General features: G+C 71.4%; 19 protein-coding genes. 5 read left to right on the top strand and 14 right to left on the bottom strand.

The features are described from left to right. Positions 1 to 38: 38 nt before the first annotated feature. Both ACLJQZ_RS10885 and ACLJQZ_RS10880 read right to left on the bottom strand, forming a co-directional pair. The gene (locus ACLJQZ_RS10885; RefSeq protein ID WP_410619876.1) at positions 39 to 566 is read right to left on the bottom strand and encodes a dihydrofolate reductase family protein; all 528 of its coding nucleotides are present in this window, start codon (positions 564 to 566) and stop codon (positions 39 to 41) included. 62 nt (positions 567 to 628) lie between these two features. Continuing rightward, positions 629 to 1,609 (bottom strand): bile acid:sodium symporter family protein, encoded by a 981-nt coding sequence (locus ACLJQZ_RS10880; RefSeq protein ID WP_410619875.1) that lies wholly within the window; start codon positions 1,607 to 1,609, stop codon positions 629 to 631. Between the two features lie 96 nt (positions 1,610 to 1,705). Here ACLJQZ_RS10880 and ACLJQZ_RS10875 point away from each other — a divergent pair, with 96 nt between their 5' ends. Then, the gene (locus ACLJQZ_RS10875) at positions 1,706 to 2,551 is read left to right on the top strand and encodes a LysR family transcriptional regulator (protein WP_247054807.1); all 846 of its coding nucleotides are present in this window, start codon (positions 1,706 to 1,708) and stop codon (positions 2,549 to 2,551) included. On the opposite strand, the gene shbA is transcribed toward ACLJQZ_RS10875, so the two are convergent. Together shbA and ACLJQZ_RS10865 are read right to left on the bottom strand one after the other, a co-directional pair. Continuing rightward, positions 2,552 to 3,148, bottom strand: a complete 597-nt coding sequence (gene shbA, locus ACLJQZ_RS10870; RefSeq protein ID WP_410620010.1) for an RNA polymerase sigma factor ShbA — start codon at positions 3,146 to 3,148, stop codon at positions 2,552 to 2,554. 147 nt (positions 3,149 to 3,295) lie between these two features. After that, on the bottom strand, positions 3,296 to 3,784 hold the full coding sequence (locus tag ACLJQZ_RS10865; protein ID WP_410619874.1) for an RNA polymerase sigma factor: 489 nt from the start codon (positions 3,782 to 3,784) through the stop codon (positions 3,296 to 3,298). Positions 3,785 to 4,372: 588 nt separating this feature from the next. Between ACLJQZ_RS10865 and ACLJQZ_RS10860 the strand changes: the two genes are divergently transcribed. Beyond that, positions 4,373 to 4,636, top strand: a complete 264-nt coding sequence (locus ACLJQZ_RS10860; RefSeq protein WP_247054803.1) for a WhiB family transcriptional regulator — start codon at positions 4,373 to 4,375, stop codon at positions 4,634 to 4,636. Between the two features lie 292 nt (positions 4,637 to 4,928). Here the strand turns inward: ACLJQZ_RS10860 and ACLJQZ_RS10855 are convergent, their stop codons facing one another. After that, positions 4,929 to 5,912, bottom strand: coding sequence for an RNA polymerase subunit sigma-70 (locus ACLJQZ_RS10855; protein WP_410619873.1), 984 nt, complete (start codon positions 5,910 to 5,912; stop codon positions 4,929 to 4,931). 167 nt (positions 5,913 to 6,079) lie between these two features. Here ACLJQZ_RS10855 and ACLJQZ_RS10850 point away from each other — a divergent pair, with 167 nt between their 5' ends. Both ACLJQZ_RS10850 and ACLJQZ_RS10845 read left to right on the top strand, forming a co-directional pair. Next, positions 6,080 to 6,823, top strand: a complete 744-nt coding sequence (locus ACLJQZ_RS10850) for an SDR family NAD(P)-dependent oxidoreductase (RefSeq protein ID WP_410619872.1) — start codon at positions 6,080 to 6,082, stop codon at positions 6,821 to 6,823. A 212-nt stretch (positions 6,824 to 7,035) separates the two neighbouring features. Beyond that, on the top strand, positions 7,036 to 8,262 hold the full coding sequence (locus tag ACLJQZ_RS10845; protein WP_410619871.1) for an LCP family protein: 1,227 nt from the start codon (positions 7,036 to 7,038) through the stop codon (positions 8,260 to 8,262). A 4-nt stretch (positions 8,263 to 8,266) separates the two neighbouring features. Here the strand turns inward: ACLJQZ_RS10845 and ACLJQZ_RS10840 are convergent, their stop codons facing one another. The 7 genes from ACLJQZ_RS10840 to ACLJQZ_RS10810 all read right to left on the bottom strand — a co-directional run bounded on the left by ACLJQZ_RS10840 (position 8,267) and on the right by ACLJQZ_RS10810 (position 14,775). Next, a complete protein-coding gene (locus ACLJQZ_RS10840) occupies positions 8,267 to 9,457 on the bottom strand; it encodes an acyl-CoA dehydrogenase family protein (RefSeq protein ID WP_410619870.1) in 1,191 nt (396 codons plus the stop codon). Between the two features lies 1 nt (position 9,458). Beyond that, a complete protein-coding gene (locus ACLJQZ_RS10835; protein ID WP_410619869.1) occupies positions 9,459 to 10,367 on the bottom strand; it encodes a 3-hydroxyacyl-CoA dehydrogenase NAD-binding domain-containing protein in 909 nt (302 codons plus the stop codon). Continuing rightward, positions 10,364 to 11,110 carry an acetoacetate decarboxylase gene (locus ACLJQZ_RS10830; RefSeq protein WP_410619868.1) on the bottom strand — a complete coding sequence of 249 codons (747 nt, stop codon included), beginning with the start codon at positions 11,108 to 11,110 and terminating at the stop codon, positions 10,364 to 10,366. Before ACLJQZ_RS10830 ends, ACLJQZ_RS10835 begins: the two co-directional genes overlap by 4 nt. A 1-nt stretch (position 11,111) precedes the next feature. Then, entirely contained in the window at positions 11,112 to 11,861 is a 750-nt protein-coding gene (locus ACLJQZ_RS10825; RefSeq protein WP_410619867.1) for a crotonase/enoyl-CoA hydratase family protein, read from the bottom strand. Positions 11,862 to 11,909: 48 nt separating this feature from the next. After that, positions 11,910 to 13,067 carry a CaiB/BaiF CoA transferase family protein gene (locus tag ACLJQZ_RS10820; protein ID WP_410619866.1) on the bottom strand — a complete coding sequence of 386 codons (1,158 nt, stop codon included), beginning with the start codon at positions 13,065 to 13,067 and terminating at the stop codon, positions 11,910 to 11,912. 118 nt (positions 13,068 to 13,185) lie between these two features. After that, complete coding sequence (locus tag ACLJQZ_RS10815; RefSeq protein WP_410619865.1) at positions 13,186 to 14,091, bottom strand: LysR family transcriptional regulator; 906 nt, start codon at positions 14,089 to 14,091, stop codon at positions 13,186 to 13,188. A gap of 147 nt (positions 14,092 to 14,238) precedes the next feature. Next, positions 14,239 to 14,775 (bottom strand): TetR/AcrR family transcriptional regulator, encoded by a 537-nt coding sequence (locus ACLJQZ_RS10810; protein WP_410619864.1) that lies wholly within the window; start codon positions 14,773 to 14,775, stop codon positions 14,239 to 14,241. Between the two features lie 81 nt (positions 14,776 to 14,856). Between ACLJQZ_RS10810 and ACLJQZ_RS10805 the strand changes: the two genes are divergently transcribed. Continuing rightward, the gene (locus ACLJQZ_RS10805; protein WP_410619863.1) at positions 14,857 to 15,261 is read left to right on the top strand and encodes an ester cyclase; all 405 of its coding nucleotides are present in this window, start codon (positions 14,857 to 14,859) and stop codon (positions 15,259 to 15,261) included. Positions 15,262 to 15,394: 133 nt separating this feature from the next. On the opposite strand, the gene ACLJQZ_RS10800 is transcribed toward ACLJQZ_RS10805, so the two are convergent. Together ACLJQZ_RS10800 and ACLJQZ_RS10795 are read right to left on the bottom strand one after the other, a co-directional pair. Then, on the bottom strand, positions 15,395 to 16,759 hold the full coding sequence (locus ACLJQZ_RS10800) for a sensor histidine kinase (RefSeq protein WP_410619862.1): 1,365 nt from the start codon (positions 16,757 to 16,759) through the stop codon (positions 15,395 to 15,397). Beyond that, on the bottom strand, positions 16,756 to 17,442 hold the full coding sequence (locus ACLJQZ_RS10795; RefSeq protein ID WP_410619861.1) for a response regulator: 687 nt from the start codon (positions 17,440 to 17,442) through the stop codon (positions 16,756 to 16,758). Before ACLJQZ_RS10795 ends, ACLJQZ_RS10800 begins: the two co-directional genes overlap by 4 nt. Positions 17,443 to 17,474: the final 32 nt, after the last annotated feature.

Genomic DNA, 17,474 nt, shown 5'->3' with positions numbered 1-17,474 from the left:
CCGGGTTTCCGCTGAGCGGGACTGTCCACAATGGAGCGTCAGGCGACCCGGCACCGGACGGTGCTGATCCGCCCCGCGTGGCTCAGCTCGATCGGGTCGAGCCGCACCTGCGTGCCGCCCGGGTGGTCGAACAGCCGGACGCCGTCGCCGAGCAGGACCGGCACCACGTGCACCAGCACCTCGTCGAGCACCCCGGCTTCCAGGCACCGCCGGGCCAGCGTCGGGCCGAGCAGCGCGACGTAGCCGTCACCGGCGGCCTTCGACGCCGTCGCGACGGCGTCCCCGAGGTCCTCGACGAAGGTGAAGCCCGGCTGGGCCGTCGCCGGGTCGTCGCGCGTCAGCACGAACTTCGGGCCCCGCCAGCGGCCGCCGTAGACCTCGCCTTCGGCCGACGTCGCCGGGGCGTAGGTGCGGTGGCCCAGCAGGACCGCCCCGATCTCGCCGAGCAGCCGCTCGACGACCGGGTTCGGCCCTGAGACCTGTCCCGCGAGCCAGGACATGTCGCCGGCGGGCCCGGCGACGAAGCCGTCGAGGGACATCGTGATGTGGTAGAGCAGCTTGGCCACGGGAGGTGCCTTTCGTTGCGGGGTCACCTCTACTGACGGGCGCGGTCCGGGAAACTCATCGCTCAGGCGGCGACGAGCTCCTCGGCACCCTCGGCGTCGCGGGCGTAGCGGCGCGCCATCGTCGCGCAGACGATCAGCTGCAGCTGGTGGAACAGCATCAGCGGCAGCACGATCAGCCCGACCTGCGCGTGCCCGAACAGCACCGTCGCCATCGGCAGGCCGCTCGCCAGGCTCTTCTTCGACCCGCAGAACACGATGGTGATCCGGTCGGCGCGGGCGAACCCGAGCGCCTTCGCGCCCCACCCGGTCGCCGTCAGCACCGCCGCGAGCATGACGACGCAGACCACCGCGAGCACCAGCAGGTGACCGGCGTCGAGGCGGTGCCAGATGCCCTCGGTCATGCCCGCGCTGAACGCCGTGTAGACGACCAGCAGGATCGAGCCGCGGTCGAACAGCTTGAGCGGCGCGGAGTTCCGCGTGATCCAGTCGCCGATCCAGCGCCGCGCCAGCTGGCCCGCGACGAACGGCGCGAGCAGCTGCAGCACGATCCCGAGCACGGCCGAGCCGTCGACACCCGCGCCGTCCCCGGACAGCAGCAGTGCCACCAGGATCGGCGTCACCACGATGCCGGCCAGGTTGGACAGCGACGCGCTGCAGATCGCGGCCGCGACGTTGCCCCGCGCGATCGAGGTGAACGCGATCGAGGACTGCACCGTCGAGGGCAGCACGGCCAGGAACAGCACGCCGGCGGCGAGCTGCCCGGGCAGCACCGACGACGGCAGCAGCGTCACGGCCAGGCCGAGCAGCGGGAACAGCACGAACGTCGAGGCGAGCACGACCGAGTGCAGCCGCCAGTGCCGCAGGCCTTCGAGGGCCTCCTGCGTGGACAGCCGGGCGCCGTAGAGGAAGAACAGCAGCCCGACGGCGACCGTCGTGGCGGTGCTGAACCCACTGGCCACGGCGCCCGAAGCGGGCAGCAGCGTGGCGACGCCGACGGTGGCGAGGATGGCGACGATGAACGGGTCGAGACGCAAGCGGGACATGGATCTCCTTCCACGGCCATTCTCGAACGCACGCCGCTCATTGTGAACCCCGATGACCGGACTGACTGTTATCGCCGATCGCGATAAAGTGCGGGAGTGCTGGACCCACGGCTGTGCCGGTCGTTCCTCGCCGTCGCCGAGACGCGCAGCTTCACCGCGGCCGCGCGCCGGCTCGGCGTCGGCCAGCCGACGGTCAGCCAGCACGTCCGGCGGCTCGAGAAGGACGCCGGCGGGCTGCTGTTCGCCCGCGACACGCACACGGTCGAGCTCACCGCGCGCGGGCAGGCGATGGTGGGGTTCGCGCAGACCATCGTGGACACCGAAGAGCGCGCGCAGCGGCACTTCCGCGGCGCCGGGCTGCGCGGCCGCGTCCGGTTCGGGGTGTCCGAGGACTTCGCGCTCGGCGAGCTGCCGGAGATCCTGCACCGGCTGCGCCGCAGTCACCCGCTGGTCGACGTCGAGCTGACCGTCGAGCTCTCGGACGTCCTGGCCCAGCGGCTGCGGGCCGGGCAGCTGGACCTGGTCCTCGGGAAACGCCGTCCGGGCGCGCACCACGGCCGGCTGCTGTGGCGCGAACCGCTCGTGTGGATCGGCTCGGCCGCGACGGTGCTGGAGCCGGGCCAGCCGGTGCCGCTGGTGCAGTACCCGATGCCGTCGATCACCCGGCAGCTCGCCGTGGAGTGCCTCGAACGCGCCGGCCTGGAGTGGCGGGCGGCGTGCCAGACCTCGAGCCTCACCGGTCTGCGGGCCGCGGCGGCGGCCGGGCTCGGCGTCACCCTGCACGCGCGCAGCCTCGTCCCGGCCGACCTCGTCGAGCTCGACGGCCTGCCCGAGCCCGGCGACATCGAGTTCATGCTGCTGGCGCGGGAGTCGATGGAGGAGCCCGCCGCGGCGCTCGCGGAGTTCGTGCTGGACCGGGTCGGACCCAGGAAACCCGGCTGACTACGCCTCGTCGCCGGTCAGCAGCCGCCGCAGCCGGGCCAGTGCCCGGTGCTGGGCGACGCGGACCGCGCCCGGGGTCGAGCCGACCGCGCCCGCCGTCTCCTCCGCGGACAGCCCCACGACGACCCGCAGCACGACGATCTCGCGCTGCTTCTCGGGCAGGATCTCCATCAGCCGGGTGAGCCGCTCGTTGAGCTCGAACTGCAGGGCCCGCTGCTCCGGGCCGGTGGTGTCGGCGACGCCGTCGGGCACCTCGGCCACCGGGTCGGTCCGGTTGCGGGCCGCGGCGCGGTGCGCGTCGGCGACCTTGTGCTGGGCGATGCCGTAGACGAACGCGAGGAACGGGCGGCCCTGGTCGCGGTAGGACGGCAGCGCGGTGAGCACGGCGAGGCAGACCTCCTGGGCGACGTCGTCGGCCGAGGCGAAGGTCCGCTCGGTGCGCCCGACGCGGGCCCGGCAGTAGCGCACCACCAGCGGCCGGATCGTGGCGAGCAGCCGGGCGGTCGCGGCGTCGTCGCCGGCGATCGCGGCGGCGACCGGCTCGTCGTGCCGGCGCCAGTGGTCCGGGAAGTCCCCGGCGGGTTGCGCCGCGGCGATCTCCCGCACGAGCGCGCGGCCGCGCACCCGCAGCAGGGTGCCCTCCACGTCGAGGCCGACGCGCAGCGAGTCGTGCAGCGCGGCGTTGGACTCCCGCAGCTGCTCGGTGATCGCGCGATCCCCGTACTCGGTTGCCGGCATTTCAGCTCACCTTCCCCTGTCCCGCTGATCGTCGGGTGGTGCGGCCCGGTGACGCCGGAGGCGTTCCCGTACGTGGCGGAGGTTGGACCGGACGGTCGCCGGGTCGACCCGGAGCGCCTGCGCGATCTCCGCCGGGGTGAACCCGTCGAGCGACCACGCGAGGACCGTCCGCTGCCGGGCGGGGAGCGTCGCGAGCAGCTCGATGAGGTCGCCGTGCTGCTCCACCAGGGCGGCCAGCTTCTCGTCGTCCCGCGGGTCGGCGACCGGTGCCCAGTCGACGCGCGCTTCCCCCGGCGCGTCGAGCAGCCGGCCGGCGACGCGGCGGACCCAGGCCCGCGGGTCCTCGATGGTCGGCCACGCCTCCAGCGCGTGCAGCATCGCCTCGGCGGCGACGTCACGCGCGGTTTCGACCTCGAACCCGGCTTTGCACAGGAACGCCACGAGTGGCGGGAAATCGGCGCGGAAGAACGCGTCGAACTCGTCTCGACCGCACACGGCCGCCTCACCACCCCTCGCCTCCACAGGAACAAGTGCGGTGAGGTGACCGCTACGTGTAACGATTCGGCCACGACTCCTCGGTAGGAGTAATGCGGTACGCCGTCCGGGTCACGCAAAGTGATGGGTTGGCTTGACGATCTTGAGTACCCGGGCGGGATGAGCCACGGAGAGCGAAGCCGAGAGCAACTGGCCACGCGTCCCGGTTCGCGCCGGAGACGCACCCGCGAACGGTGACTTCCGGTCATCGGCCGGCCACCGCGCGTCCAGTGTGCGGTCCGCCGCGGCCGAGCCGGAAATCCTTGCCGGACCGGCAAATCCGGCGCCGGCGACCAGGTCCGCGCGCGATCGTGCAAGGGGACGCGCCGGTGCCGGTGCTGTCGATCGGGTGACGTGATCGACATCGAGATCCCCGGAAGAAAGGCGTACTCTCACGTGTTGCAGTCTTGGTTGCCCGGAGGGTGAGCCGGGGACCGACGCCAAAACCCCTTGACCCAGGCGGATACGCTTGCGCGCCCGCGGCGGTCAAGTCGGTTGACGCGTCACGACAATGGGAAACAAGCAGAGCTAGGGAGGTGAACGAAGGAAATGGAAGCCACGATGACGGGCTGGGCGGAACTCGCGGCCTGCAAGGACGAGGACCCGGAACTGTTCTTCCCGATCTCCGAGGTCGGTCCGGGCGCCCGGCAGACGTCCCACGCGAAGGCGGTGTGCGGTCGCTGCCCGGTACGCGCCGAGTGCCTCGGCTACGCGCTGGACAACGGCCTGGACCACGGCGTCTTCGGCGGCACCACCGCGGTCGAACGCCGCCGGCTGGTGCGCACGGCGCCCCAGCGGGACCGAGTGGCGTGACCGCCGCCCGGTGACCTCTTCCCGGCGGCCTGGAGCGAAACACCGAAACCGGAGAACGAATTCCGGGCGTGTGTGTGCCCGGGTGGGTGACCCTTGTGGAATCACCCACCCGGGCATTTCCATTGCCTGATGTGGGTGACGCATTCTTCGAGTGTCATTGGCCGCATTTCCGAGTACTTTCCGTATCCCGCGAGTCCCGTCCTCACTCACGCGAGTCGCGTCTTCACTCACGTGAGTCACGGCGTCGATCACGCGGGGCACGGCTTCGATCACGCCGGACCCGCGTACGTGCTCAGACCGGCGGGGGCGTGCCGTCCGCGGGCCAGGCTTCCGGCAGGCCCCACGGCTCCGCCGACGGCGGCTCGAACGCCGCCATCGCCGCCACCAGGCCGCGCTCGATCGTCAGGAGCGTCACGCCGAACCAGCGGTAGCCGTCCTCGCCCGGGCGTCGCAGGTAGGTGGCCACCGCGGGCTGGCGGTTGGCGCGGATCGGCAGCATCCGGAACCGGCCGACGCAGGTCGGCGCCGCCGGGTCCATGCTGAGCGAAAGCGCCCGGATGATCGCCCCGCGCGAGGCGAACCACAGCGGGTACGGCGGCATGACGGCCTGGGCGTCCTCGTGCAGCAGCTTCGCCACGGCGCTCGGGTCACCCTGCTCGTACGCCGCGATGAACCGCTTGAGCAGCGCGGCTTCCACCGCTGTCGGATCGCCCGCGGTCCACTCGGAGCGGCGTGCGGGCAGCCGCTCACGCAGCGTCGTGCGGGCCCGCTGGAGCGCGCTGTTCGCCGACGCGACGCTCGTCTCCAGCAGCGACGCCGTCTCCTTCGCCGACCAGCCGAGCACGTCGCGCAGCACGAGCACCGCCCGCTGCCGCGGCGGCAGGTACTGCACGGCGGCGAGGTAGGCCAGCTCGATCGTCTCCCGCTCGACCACGACGGCGTCCGGCGTCTCGAGGTCCAGCAGCCGGTCCGGGCAGGGCTCGAGCCACGGCTGGTCGACGGTGGTGAGCGGCCCGTCCGGTTCCCCGGACGGCCCCAGCTGATCGGGCAGCACCCGCCGCGGCCGCCGGGCGAGCGCGTCGAGACAGGCGTTCGTCGCGATCCGGTAGAGCCAGGTGCGCACGCTCGCGCGCCCCTCGAACCCGTCGCGGCCCTTCCACGCCCGCAGGAAGGTCTCCTGCGTCAGGTCTTCGGCGTCCCCGAGCGAGCCGAGCATCCGGTAGCAGTGCACCTGGATCTCCCGGCGGTGCCGCTCGACGACGCTTTCGAAGTCCACTCCGGCAAGCTAGCGCACCGAGAGGCAGGCGCCGAGAATTCGCAGGTCGGCCGGGTCTTTCGCCCCGACGTCGGCGACCTCCTCGCGCATGACGGTGACCGGCGCGTCCAAAGTGGACATTCCGACCTGCCGCGCGCGGCTCCCGGCCGGACTGGGACACTGCCGGGGTGAGCGGAACGGTGCTGGTGCTCGGCGGACGCAGCGAGATCGGGCTGGCCGTGGCGAAACGCCTGGTCAGCGGGGACGCACGGCGGTTCGTCCTGGCCGCGCGGCCGGGCGCGGACCTCGCCGGGGAGGTCGCCGCGCTGCGCGAAGCCGGCGCCGAAACCGTCGCAACCGCCGACTTCGACGCCGACGACCTCGCCGCGCACGGCGCGTTCCTGGAGAAGGTCGCGGCCGACCACGGGCCCCTGGACGTCGTCGTGCTCGCCTTCGGCATCCTCGGCGACCAGGAGCGGGCCGAGTCCGACGCCGCTCACGCCGCCGCGATCGTCCACACCGACTACGTCGCCCAGGTCGGCGTCCTGACCCACGCCGCGAACCTCCTACGCGCGCAGGGGCACGGCCGGCTCGTCGTGTTCTCCTCGGTGGCCGGGGTGCGGGTGCGCCGCGCGAACTACGTCTACGGCTCGGCGAAGGCCGGTCTCGACGGCTTCGCGAGCGGCCTCGCCGACGCGCTGCACGGCTCCGGCGTCCACCTGCTGCTGGTCCGCCCGGGCTTCGTGATCGGGCGGATGACCGAGGGCATGGCGCCGGCGCCGTTCTCGAGCACGCCGGACCAGGTCGCCGACGCGACCGTCGCCGCGCTGCGCCGCGGCCGCGGGGTCGTCTGGGTGCCCGGCGTACTCCGTCCGGTCTTCTTCGCGATGCGCTTGCTGCCGCGCGCGATCTGGCGCAGGATGCCGCGGTGACCCGCTAGCCGGGACGCGTGTGTCGGGCGCCACAGCCCATTCCCGTGCGCGCTTCGGCACGGTGCGTCGCGAAATCGGCCGATGGGCCCGGTTTTGCTCGGCCGTTCGGGCAGCGTCACAAGCTTTCAACAAGTTTCTCAGGTGATTCCCAGCTAACGCGGTGATCCTCGGACACAGGGGGTTCCATCGAGGGAAGCAAGGGGAAACTTGTCGTGCTGTTGTCGTCCCGGGGGCGCCGCATCGGCGGCCGTGTCGCGCTCGGCGTCGTGTCGACGCTGGTGCTCGCGGCCACCGGGTACGCGTGGTCGCAGCTGAGCAAGCTGGACGACGGCATCGTCACGGCCAACGTCATCCCGCCCGCCGCGCAGATCGGCACCGAGGACACCCCGGCCGGTGAACCGCTGAAGATCGCCCAGAACATCCTGCTCGTCGGGATCGACGCGCGCACCGACGCGTACGGCAACCCGTTGCCGCAGAGCGTTCTCGACGCCCTGCACGCGGGCAGCGGCGACGACGGCGGGGACACCACGGACACGATGATCGTGGTGCACATCCCGGCCGGCGGGGCCGCGGCGACCGCGATCTCGATCCCGCGTGACTCCTATGTGGACATCGCTGGCGGCTACGGCAAGCACAAGATCAACTCGGCGTACAGCCGCGGCAAGAACGCCGCGATGTCCGGGTTGCGCGCCCAGGGCCTCTCGGGCGCGCAGCTGGAGGTCGCGGCCAACGAGGCCGGCGCGAAGACCGCGATCCAGACCGTCGAGAAGTTCACCGGCCTGACCGTCAACCACTACGCGTCGATCAACCTCGCCGGGTTCGACGCGCTGTCTCAGGCCGTCGGCGGCGTCGAGGTCTGCCTCAAGGCGCCGGTGCACGACACCTACTCCGGCGCGGACTTCCCGGCCGGGCCGCAGACGCTGTCCGGCGCGCAGGCGCTCGCGTTCGTCCGGCAGCGCCACGGGCTGCCGGGCGGCGACCTCGACCGGATCGCGCGGCAGCAGGCGTTCCTGTCGGCGATGGCGAAGACCGTCCTCAACGCCGGCACGTTCACCAGCCCGTCGAAGCTGAACGCGCTGGTCAGCGCGGTGCAGGGGTCGGTCGTCCTGGACAAGGGGTGGGACGTCCTGAGCTTCGCGCAGCAGCTGCGGGGGATGACGTCGGGCGCGATCGGCTTCGCCACGATCCCGGTGCAGAGCCTCTCGCTGGCGACGCCGTCCGACGGCGACGCGGTGAAGGTCGACCCGGGCCAGGTCCAGCAGTTCGTCCGCACGGCGATCAGCACGCCGGCGGTGCAGGCGTCCGGGGACGAGGTGGCGGGCGGCGTCAAGCCGGTGGCCGCGACCGGCACGTCGACGCCGGACCCGGGCAAGACGCCGGACACCTCGGGCACCACGAAGCAGCCGGCGACCTCGACGGCCGCCGGCTGCGTGAACTGAACCATCAGACGAACGCGGACTGCCCGGTGATCGCCTTGCCGACGATCAGGGTGTTCATCTCGCGCGTGCCCTCGAAGGAGTAGATCGCCTCGGCGTCGGCGAAGAAGCGCGCGACGTCGTAGCCGAGCACGATCCCGTTGCCGCCGAAGATCTCCCGGCTCCAGGCGACGACCTCGCGCATCCGCGACGTCACGAACGCCTTGGCCAGCGACGAGTGCTCGTCCTTGAAGATCCCGGCGTCCTGCAGGCGGGCGAGCTGCACGAGCATGCCCCACGACGCGGTGATGTGGCCGAGGCTCTTCACGAGCAGGTCCTGCACCAGCTGGAAGCGGGCGATCGGCCGGCCGAACTGCTGCCGCTCCTGCGCGTAGGCGAGCGCGGCCTCGTAGGCGCCGATCGCCACGCCGAGCGCCTGCCACGCGACGCCGCCGCGGGTGGCGCGCAGGATCTCCGCGACGTCGCGGAAGGAGTCGATGCCCTGCAGGCGGTTCGCCTCCGGCACTCGGACGTCGGTCAGGGTGATCTCGGCGTTCTCGACGATCCGGAACGCGATCTTGCCCTCGATCTTCTCCGCCACGAAGCCCGGCATGTCCTTCTCGACGACGAACCCCTTGACGTGGTTGTCGTCGACGTCCCGCGCCCACACGACGATGTAGTCGGCGAAGGTCGCGTTGCCGATCCACTTCTTGGCGCCGTTGAGGACCCAGGAGCCGCCGTCCCGCTTGGCTGTCGTGCGCATGCCGCCGGCGACGTCGGAGCCGCCGAGCGGCTCGGTCATCGCGAACGCGCCGATCTTGTCCATCGCGGCCATCTCGGGGAGCCAGCGGTCACGCTGCTCCTGGCTGCCGCCGCTGTAGATCGAGTACATCGCGAGTCCGTTGTGGACACCGAAGAACGTCGCGACCGACGCGTCGGTGCGGCTCATCTCCATCGCCATCATGCCGGTGAGCAGGTGGCTGACCGCGGGCTTGTGCACGCCGTAACCCTCGTAGGGCAGGCCCGCGAGACCGCTCTCGCGGAACATCCCGATCAGTTCCTTCGGGAAGGTGCCCTTCTCCCAGTTCTCGTTCACCAGTGGCTTCACGTCGTTCCGCATGAACTCGCGCGCCTGGACGAGCAGCTTGCGTTCGTCGTCCGGCAGCAGCGCCTCGAAGTCGTAGAAGTCGGCGGTCAGCTTGTCCTTGAGCGGTTCCATGTCAGTTCTCCTCCACTGCGTTCAACACTGCGAGCTGCTTGCGGTCGCGCGTCTCGGCGAGTTCCGAGTACGTGGAGGAGCCGTAAGCCTTTTCGACGGCTTCGATCAGCCGTTCCTGCTCTTTCGGGCTCTGGCTGGGGTTGCCCAGCCCGGCCCACATCTTCTTCATCGACTTGCCGATGTGCTCGGACATGTGCCGGTAGCCGCCGGGGCCGCCGCCCAGGTGCGAGCCGAGGAACGGCCCGACCGTGGCCCAGCGGATGCCGAGCGAATTCGTGATCACCTTGTCGAGGTCCTCCGGCGTCACGACGCCCTGCTCGACGAGGTAGATCGCCTCGCGGCTCAGCGCGTTCTGCAGCCGGTTGCCGACGAAGCCGGGCATTTCCTTGTGCTCCACGACCGGCGTCCGGCCGAGGAAGGTGTAGAAATCGACGGCCTGCTGCACGGATTCGCCGCTGGTGCGCTCGCCCGGGACGACCTCGACCAGCGGGAGCAGGTGCGGCGGGTTGAACGGGTGTCCGATGAGGACCCGGGACGCGTCTCCCAGGTCGCCGGTGAACGCCGTCGACGGGATGGCGCTCGACGAACTCAGCAACAGGGCGTGCTGGGGGGCTTCCTTCACGAGCGTCGCGAACAGGTCCTTTTTGAACTCGACGTTCTCGGGTCCGTTCTCCTGCACGACATCCGCGTTTTTCACGGCCGCGGTGACGTCGGCGGCGACGTGCACCCGGCTCGCCAGGTCGTCGGCGGTCGTGCCCAGGTGCGGGGCGAACGTCTCCAGTGCCTCGGTGATGGCCTCGGCGAGGTCCGGTCGCGGGTCGCTGACGCGGACGGTCAGGCCGTGGTGGGCGAACAACGCCGTCCAGGACAGGCCGATGGTGCCGGCGCCGATGATTGCAGCGTTCTTCATGACTGGGCTCCCTTCAGGTAGTCGAAGACCGGCTTGACCGGGGCGAGCGTCAGGTCGGTGAGGATGTGGCTGGCGGACACGACCTCCAGCACGGGCAGGTCGGCCAGCGGGGCCAGGACGTGCTGGAACAGCTGCAGCCGCGCGGGGCCGGTGTAGGCCTGCTTGACCACGACGTCGGTGATCTCGGTGCGGACCAGCTCCTGCACGCGCGGCGTGCCGTCGTAGCCCGGGATGGTCTTGAGCATGAACGTCGGGACGGTGATCTGCTTCTCCGCTTCGCGGACGTCCAGCTCGTGGTGCTTGTAGCCCATGGTCGCGGTCGCCACCCGAAGCGTCCCGTAGTCCAACGTGCCCACGAGAACGCCGTTGTCGACATACAGACTCGGGCTGCCGACGGTCTTCGGGTACGCGCTCACCTCGCGTCCGGACGCGGTGGCCGGGAAGTTGTCGAGGTACATCGCGTGCAGGTACTCGCCGCGCTCGCCGTCGAAGCTGACCTCGATCGCTTGGCCGGACTCGGTGTACGGGCCGTAGCCGGAAACGTCGCCCATCTTCATGACCTCGAAGCGCACCAACGGTTCTTCGACCTGAAGCGGCTCCGGTACGACGGCGCGCAGGGCGTCGGCGTCGGTGCGGTAGACGATGTTCAGGTATTCGCGATTGGTGAACCTCGGGACCACGGGCGCGAACGCCGGGGCGGTCAGGGGAGTCGTCACGTGCTTGCGGACTTCGTCGATCTTCATGTCACTCACCGGTCCACTTCGGACTGCGGCGCTCGGCGAAGGCGGTCATGCCCTCGCGGACGTCGGCGGACTGCATCAGTTTCTTGATTTCTTCGCTTTGCACGGCTGCGGGATCCGCGGCTCGCACGATCCTCTTGACGGCCGCGAGCGCCAGGGGCGCGTTCTCCGCCAGCTTCTCGGCCAGCTGCAGCGCGACGGCGGCGGCGTCCCCGCTCGGCGTGACGCGGTTGACCAGGCCCAGCTCGCCGGCGCGGCGGCCGGTGACGGGCTCGCCGGTGAGCAGGAACTCCATCGCCAGGTGGTGCGGGATCCGCTTCGGCAGCCGGATCACGCCACCGCCCGCGGCGATCAGCCCGCGCTTGACCTCGGGCAGGCCGAACTTCGCATCTTCGGCGGCGACGATCAGGTCGCAGCCCAGGGCCAGTTCGAACCCGCCGCCCATGGCGAACCCTTCGACGGCGGCGATCAGCGGCTTGGTCAGCTCGGCCTCGGTGAGGCCGCCGAACCCGCGTCCCGGGATCTCCGGGGACTCGCCCTTCAGCGCGGCCTTGAGGTCCATGCCGGCGCTGAAGGTGTTCTCGGCGCCGGTGAGGACACCGGCGCGCAGTGCCGGGTCGGCTTCCAGCTCGTCCAGCGCGGCGGCCAGCCCGGCGGCGACGGCGGCGTTGACCGCGTTGCGGGCCTGCGGCCGGTCGATGGTGATCAGCAGGGTGCTGCCGATCCGCTCGGTGCGTACTTCAGTGGTGCTCATGACTTCACACTCTCTTTACGTCACTTTCATAGGGAAAGTGCGAGTGGTTCAGACCAGTTCGGCGAGGACTTCGGCGGTGTCCTGGCCGGCCAGCGGGGCCAGGCGGCGGATCGAGCCGGGCGTCGCGGAGAACTTCACCGGGATGCCGACCGTGCGGATGGTGCCCTCGCTCGGGTGCTCGACGGCGTCGAGCAGGTGGCCGTCGCGGACGTAGCCGTCCTCGTGCGCCCGGTCCAGTTCGAGCACCGGCGCCATCGGGATGCTGTGCTTCGCGCAGACCTCGGCCCACTCCTCGGTGGTCAGCGCCGGGGCGCACGCGGCGATCCGCTCGGTCAGCCACTCGTTGTCGGCGCGGTCGATGGCCTCGCCGTTGACGCGCGGGTCCGCGGCCAGCTCCGGGCGGCCCGCCGCGGCGAAGAAGTCGCGGAAGTTCTTGGGGTTGTAGGGGATCACGCAGGCGAGGCCGTCCTTCGTGGCTACCGCGGCGTGGCCCTTCGTCATCGACAGCGCGAAACCGGTGGGACCCTCGGCCGGCTCGTAGGTGTGCCCGGCGAGGTGCTCGACCAGGTTGAACGCGAGCAGCGTGTCCGTCATCGGGATCTCGATCTGCTGGCCCTGGCCGGTCCTGTCGCGGTGGACCAGCGCGGCGAGCACGCTGTAGGCGATGGTCAGCGACGACACCTTGTCGCCGATGATCGTCGGCAGGTAGACGGGCTTGCCCAAGGCGCGGTTCGCGACGTCGACCAGGCCGGAGGAGGCCTGCACGGTCTCGTCGTAGGCGGCGTTGCCGGCCTGTGCGGAGTCGCCGCGGAAGCCCTGCGCGTGGGCGTAGACCAGGCGGGGGTTGCGCTCGGCGACGTCGGCGTAGTTCAGCCCGAGGCGGGCCAGCGCGCCGGGGCGCATGTTGGTGATCAGGATGTCGGCCGTGTCGATCAGCTTCAGCGCCTGCTCGCGCTCGGCGTCGTCCTTCAGGTTGAGGGCCACGCTGCGCTTGTTGCGGTTGACGTTCAGGTTCAGCGGGGTCATGCCCGGCGTGGTGCGGTACTGGCCCACCCGCACAGTGTCCGCGGGGGACTCGATCTTGATCACGTCGGCGCCGAGGTCGCCGAGGATCTGGGCCGCGTACGGGCCCATGACCACGGTCGAGAGGTCGATCACGCGCACGCCGTCCAGCGGGCCGGCGGCGGTCGGGGTGATGTCCGTCATCATTCGTCCTTTCGCGCCTTGCTTCGTTGCTCTACTTACGAAGCTAGGCGCGATGGCGACCAAAGGGAATGATCATGATAAGCACAATGGTGTGACCACGGCGGTCATACCATTTCTGTCAGCTGCTGAGGGGTTCCTTGAAGACGTCTTTCGCGGCTTCGACGAGTTCCCGCAGGTCGCCGTCGGCGCGATCGCGCCGCCAGAGCAGGCCGGTGTCCAGCTGGGGCCGGAAGTCGGTGAACGGCAGCACGATGACGTTGTCGAGGCGGTAGCCGTGCATCGGGCTCCGGTCGTCCACCATGGAAATGGAAAAGGCCTCGCCGCTGGAAATGATTTCGGACGTTCCGCCGTAGCCGGTGTTGGTCAGGCGAATGCGGTTCTTGACGCCCAATTCGCTCAGCTGGTGGTCGAGCTGGTCGAAGTACGCGGGCGTGATGTCCCCGGGTGAGGCGACGTACGGGAATTCGGCCAGCTCGGCCAGCGTCACCGAGTCCCGCCCGGCGAACATGTCGGCCGGGACGACCGCGCCGAGCCGCTCCGACATCACCGGCAGCTGCTCCAGCGCCGGATCGGTGACCGGCAGCCGGGCGAGGGTGAGCGCGAGCTTCCCGTCGTGCACGCCCTGCACGAGGTCGGCGGTGGTGCCGGGCCAGCGCTTGACCTCGTAGCGCGCCTTGACCAGCTCGGCGAGGGCGTTGACGCGGTCCCGCAGGTCCGGGTGCACCCCGGCGGGCATGCCGAGGAAGACGGTGCTGCGCTGCGGTCGCGTCGCCTCCTCGAGTTTCCAGGGGATCGCGCCGACCTGCTCGAGGACGTCCCGCGCGAGCGGCAGCAGGGCGGTCCCGGCGGGGGTGAGCGTGACGTGGTGGGTGCTGCGGTCGAACAGCTGCTGGCCCAGTTCGTGTTCGAGGTCCTTGATCCGCTGGCTCAACGGGGACGCGGCCATGTGCAGCTTCCGAGCCGCGGCCGAGAAGTTCAGCTCCTCGGCGACCGCGACGAAGTAGCGCAGGTGCAGCATCTCCATCCCCAGACCCTAACGACCCACCGCCCCACCCCTCCCGTCACCTGCCGACCCCCCAGTCACGCGAGCCGGCTCTCCAATCACGCGAGTCGACTCTCCAATCACGCGAGCCGACTCTCTGGGTATGCGAGCCGACCGTCCGGTACGCGTTCAGGAGGCCGCCGCGCCGCGGCGGACCAGGGCGAGCAGCCGGGCGGGGTCGCCGCCGGAGAGGGCGATGCCGGTCGCGAGCAGGAGGAGGTCCAGCTCCGTGACGTCGGGGGCGACGGCGCCGGCGGCCCGGGCGTGGCCGAGCAGGGCGGCCGCGGTCGTGTTCATCGCGGCGTGCCAGCCGGCGAACAGGCTCTCGTGCTCGCCCGCGGGATCGGCCAGCGACAGCGCGAGGGCGCGCTTGGTCCGGACATGCTCCACGAACAGTCCGAGCCACGCGAAGAGCGCTTCGCCGGGGTCGTCCGCGTCGAGGTCCGCGCGGCTTCGCAGCTCCGCGACTTCGTCGGCGTACACCGCGACGACCAGTTCGCGCCGGTTCGGGAAGTGCCGGTACATCGTCGCGTTGCCGACGCCGGCGCGGCGGGCGACGCGGTCGAGCGGCGCGTCCGGCCCGTCCTCGGCGAAGACGTCCTTCGCGGCGGCGAGCAGCAGTGCCTGGTTGTCCCGCGCGTCCGACCTGCGGGCCCGTGCCGTCATGCTGCTCCCTTGTCAAGTGGGGATGTCCCCGGTTAGCGTAGCCGAATCATAACCGGGGAAGTCCCCACTTAAGGAGTGACCATGGACGCCGCCGAAGTCCACCGCCGGCTGATCGCGTTGACGCCGTTCACGGCCGAGAGCGTCGCCGAAGGCCTGCGCTACATCGACCCGGACGTGGTCGACCACCGCGGCGGCGCGGGCGGCGACCACCACGGCATCGACGCCTGGCGGGCGAAGTGGGAAGCCATGCTGGGCGGCGAGTTCTTCGCCGACTTCCGCGACGTCGGTGTGCGGGTCGAGCGCAACGTCGCCGACGGCGAGTTCTCGGTGAACCGCTACACGAGCACCGGCACGCAGATCTCGACCGGCCGCAGTTACGCCGTGACCAGCATGGACATGATCCGCGTCCGCGATGGCCGGGTCGTCGAGCACTGGGCCGTCATGGACGTAACCGACCGCGCGGCCCAGCTGGCACCGCCGTCCTGACGCGACGTCGCGTGCTTGGAGAGGCATCTCGCGTGATTAGGGAGTCGACTCGCGTGATTGAAGGGTCGACTCGCGTACCCGGAGAGTCGGGTCGCGTACTTGGACGGTCGGGTCGCGTGCCTGGAGGGTCGGGTCAGACGGGGCCGGCCAGGGGGAGGGTGATGGTGAACGCGGCGCCGCCTTCGGGGGCCGGGCCGGCGGTCAGGCCTCCGCCCATACGGGTGACCAGGGCGTGGACCAGGGCCAGGCCGATGCCCGAGCCCACCGGGCGGCGGTCGCGGTAGCGGGCGTTCAGCACGCCGCGCTCGAACGCCACCGGGTAGTCCTCCGGGGCCAGGCCCGGGCCGCCGTCGCGGACGGAAAGGTGGGCGTCGGAGCCGGACAAAGACAGGGAGAAGACCATAGGGGCGCCCGAGGGGGTTACTCGGAGCGCGTTTTCCGCCAGGCCGTCGACGACCTGGTGCAGCCGTCGGGCGTCGGCCCGCACCGGGACCCGGGAAGAGGGCGCCGCAACGGACAGCCGCACGTTTTCGCGGGCGCACCGCAGCTGCCAGACCTCGGCGCAGTCGCGCAGCAGCGCGCCCAGGTCCAGGGTCGTGACGTCCAGGCGGAACTCGTCGGCGCCCAGCCGGGCCAGCTCCAGCAGGTCCGTGACCAGGCGTTCCAGCCGCGCCGCCTCGCGCTGGATCGTCTGGCCCGCGCGCTGGGCGTCGTCGCCCGACGCGACGCCGTCCGCGATCGCCTCGGCGAAGCCCGTCACCGCCGTCAGCGGCGTCCGCAGCTCGTGCGACACCGACAGCAGGAAGTCCCGCTGCCTCGCTTCGCTCTGCGCGAGCGCGTCGGCCAGCGAGTTCAGCGAACCCGCGACTTCCGCGACCTCCCGCGGTCCCTCGATCGGCACCCGGACGTCCCGCCGGCCGGCCCGCAACGATCCGGCAGCCGCGGCCGCCCGGCGCAGCGGACGGCTCAGCAACCTGCCGGACACGAACCCGGCCGCGGCCGCCACCAGCAGCCCGATCCCCAGCGCGAACGCGATGTTCCGCACCAGCGCGCGCTGCGTCGTCTCCGCGTTGCGCGCCGGCAGGACCAGCGCGAACGCCGCCCCGCGCGTCCCGACCGCCCGCGTCTCCACCAGGTACTGCGCGCCCGCGACCAGCACCCGCTCCGAGTGCGCGGCGCCGAGCCCCGCCTTCGCCGCAGCCTGCACCGATACGGCGTCCCCGACGGCCTGGCCGCCCGCGCGCCGCACCACGACCGAGATGCCCTGGCCGCGGACGACGTCGGCGACCTTGCCGACGCCGAGCCGGTTGCCGATGCCGCTTTCGTCGAGCTGCGACGCGACGACGTCGGCTTGCGCGGACAGCGACGCCTGCAGCACGTTGTCCGCCGTCGTCCGGATCAGCCGCGCCGCCACGAACCCGGCCACGATCACCGCGATCCCGGCGACGGCGAGGCAGACGAGCGTGATCCGCCCGGCGAGCGTCCCGCGGTACCTCATGCCGGGTCCGCCGCGTAGCCGATGCCGCGGACCGTCCTGATCGGACTGGCCGCACCGAGTTTCGCCCGCAGCTGCGCGACGTGGACGTCGACCGTGCGTGTGCCCGCCGCGGCGGCGTAGCCCCAGACGGCGCTGAGCAGCTGGTCGCGCGAAAGCACCTGCCCCGGGTGCCGGAGCAGGTGCGTGAGCAAGTCGAACTCCGTGGACGTCAGGGAAATCTCCGTCTCGCCGGCCCAGGCGCGGCGGCTCGTCAGGTCGACGCGCGCCGCGCCGACGGTGAACGCCGAGGGCGCCGGCGCCGCGCCGGACGCGCGTCGCAGCACGGTCCGGACCCGGGCGGCCAGCTCGCGCGGGCTGAACGGCTTGGTCAGGTAGTCGTCGGCGCCGATCTCCAAGCCCAGCAAGCGATCCAGTTCGTCGTCGCGGGCGGTGACGAACAGCACCGGCGTCCAGTCCCCGGCCGCGCGCAGCGTCTTGCAGATCTCGATACCGTCCATTCCGGACAGTCCGATGTCGAGCACGATCGCCACCGGCTTGAGCCGCCGGACGGCGTCGAGCGCGCGGCCGCCGTCCGCCTCGACCTGCACGCCGAAGCCGTCACGCTTGAGGTAGAGCGCCGCCAGCTCGGCGATCGCGGCCTCGTCCTCGACCACGAGGACGAGGCCGCGCCCCGGTGACCCCATTCCCGCTCCCGTCTCCGCCGTCGCCCCCGGGG

The organism is Amycolatopsis sp. cmx-8-4 (assembly GCF_046548675.1).
Taxonomy (GTDB): domain Bacteria; phylum Actinomycetota; class Actinomycetes; order Mycobacteriales; family Pseudonocardiaceae; genus Amycolatopsis.
Note: the sequence above shows the minus strand (reverse complement) of the source record. Positions and strands in the feature narration are given on the sequence as shown.

Coding starts and splice junctions, on each gene's coding strand:
- ACLJQZ_RS10880 (WP_410619875.1), bottom strand. CDS start 1,609: ATGTCCCGCTTGCGTCTCGACCCGTTCATCGTCGCCATCCTCGCCACC.
- ACLJQZ_RS10860 (WP_247054803.1), top strand. CDS start 4,373: ATGGAAGCCACGATGACGGGCTGGGCGGAACTCGCGGCCTGCAAGGAC.
- ACLJQZ_RS10840 (WP_410619870.1), bottom strand. CDS start 9,457: ATGGAACCGCTCAAGGACAAGCTGACCGCCGACTTCTACGACTTCGAG.
- ACLJQZ_RS10835 (WP_410619869.1), bottom strand. CDS start 10,367: ATGAAGAACGCTGCAATCATCGGCGCCGGCACCATCGGCCTGTCCTGG.
- ACLJQZ_RS10830 (WP_410619868.1), bottom strand. CDS start 11,110: ATGAAGATCGACGAAGTCCGCAAGCACGTGACGACTCCCCTGACCGCC.
- ACLJQZ_RS10825 (WP_410619867.1), bottom strand. CDS start 11,861: ATGAGCACCACTGAAGTACGCACCGAGCGGATCGGCAGCACCCTGCTG.
- ACLJQZ_RS10820 (WP_410619866.1), bottom strand. CDS start 13,067: ATGACGGACATCACCCCGACCGCCGCCGGCCCGCTGGACGGCGTGCGC.
- ACLJQZ_RS10815 (WP_410619865.1), bottom strand. CDS start 14,091: ATGGAGATGCTGCACCTGCGCTACTTCGTCGCGGTCGCCGAGGAGCTG.
- ACLJQZ_RS10810 (WP_410619864.1), bottom strand. CDS start 14,775: ATGACGGCACGGGCCCGCAGGTCGGACGCGCGGGACAACCAGGCACTG.
- ACLJQZ_RS10805 (WP_410619863.1), top strand. CDS start 14,857: ATGGACGCCGCCGAAGTCCACCGCCGGCTGATCGCGTTGACGCCGTTC.
- ACLJQZ_RS10800 (WP_410619862.1), bottom strand. CDS start 16,759: ATGAGGTACCGCGGGACGCTCGCCGGGCGGATCACGCTCGTCTGCCTC.
- ACLJQZ_RS10795 (WP_410619861.1), bottom strand. CDS start 17,442: ATGGGGTCACCGGGGCGCGGCCTCGTCCTCGTGGTCGAGGACGAGGCC.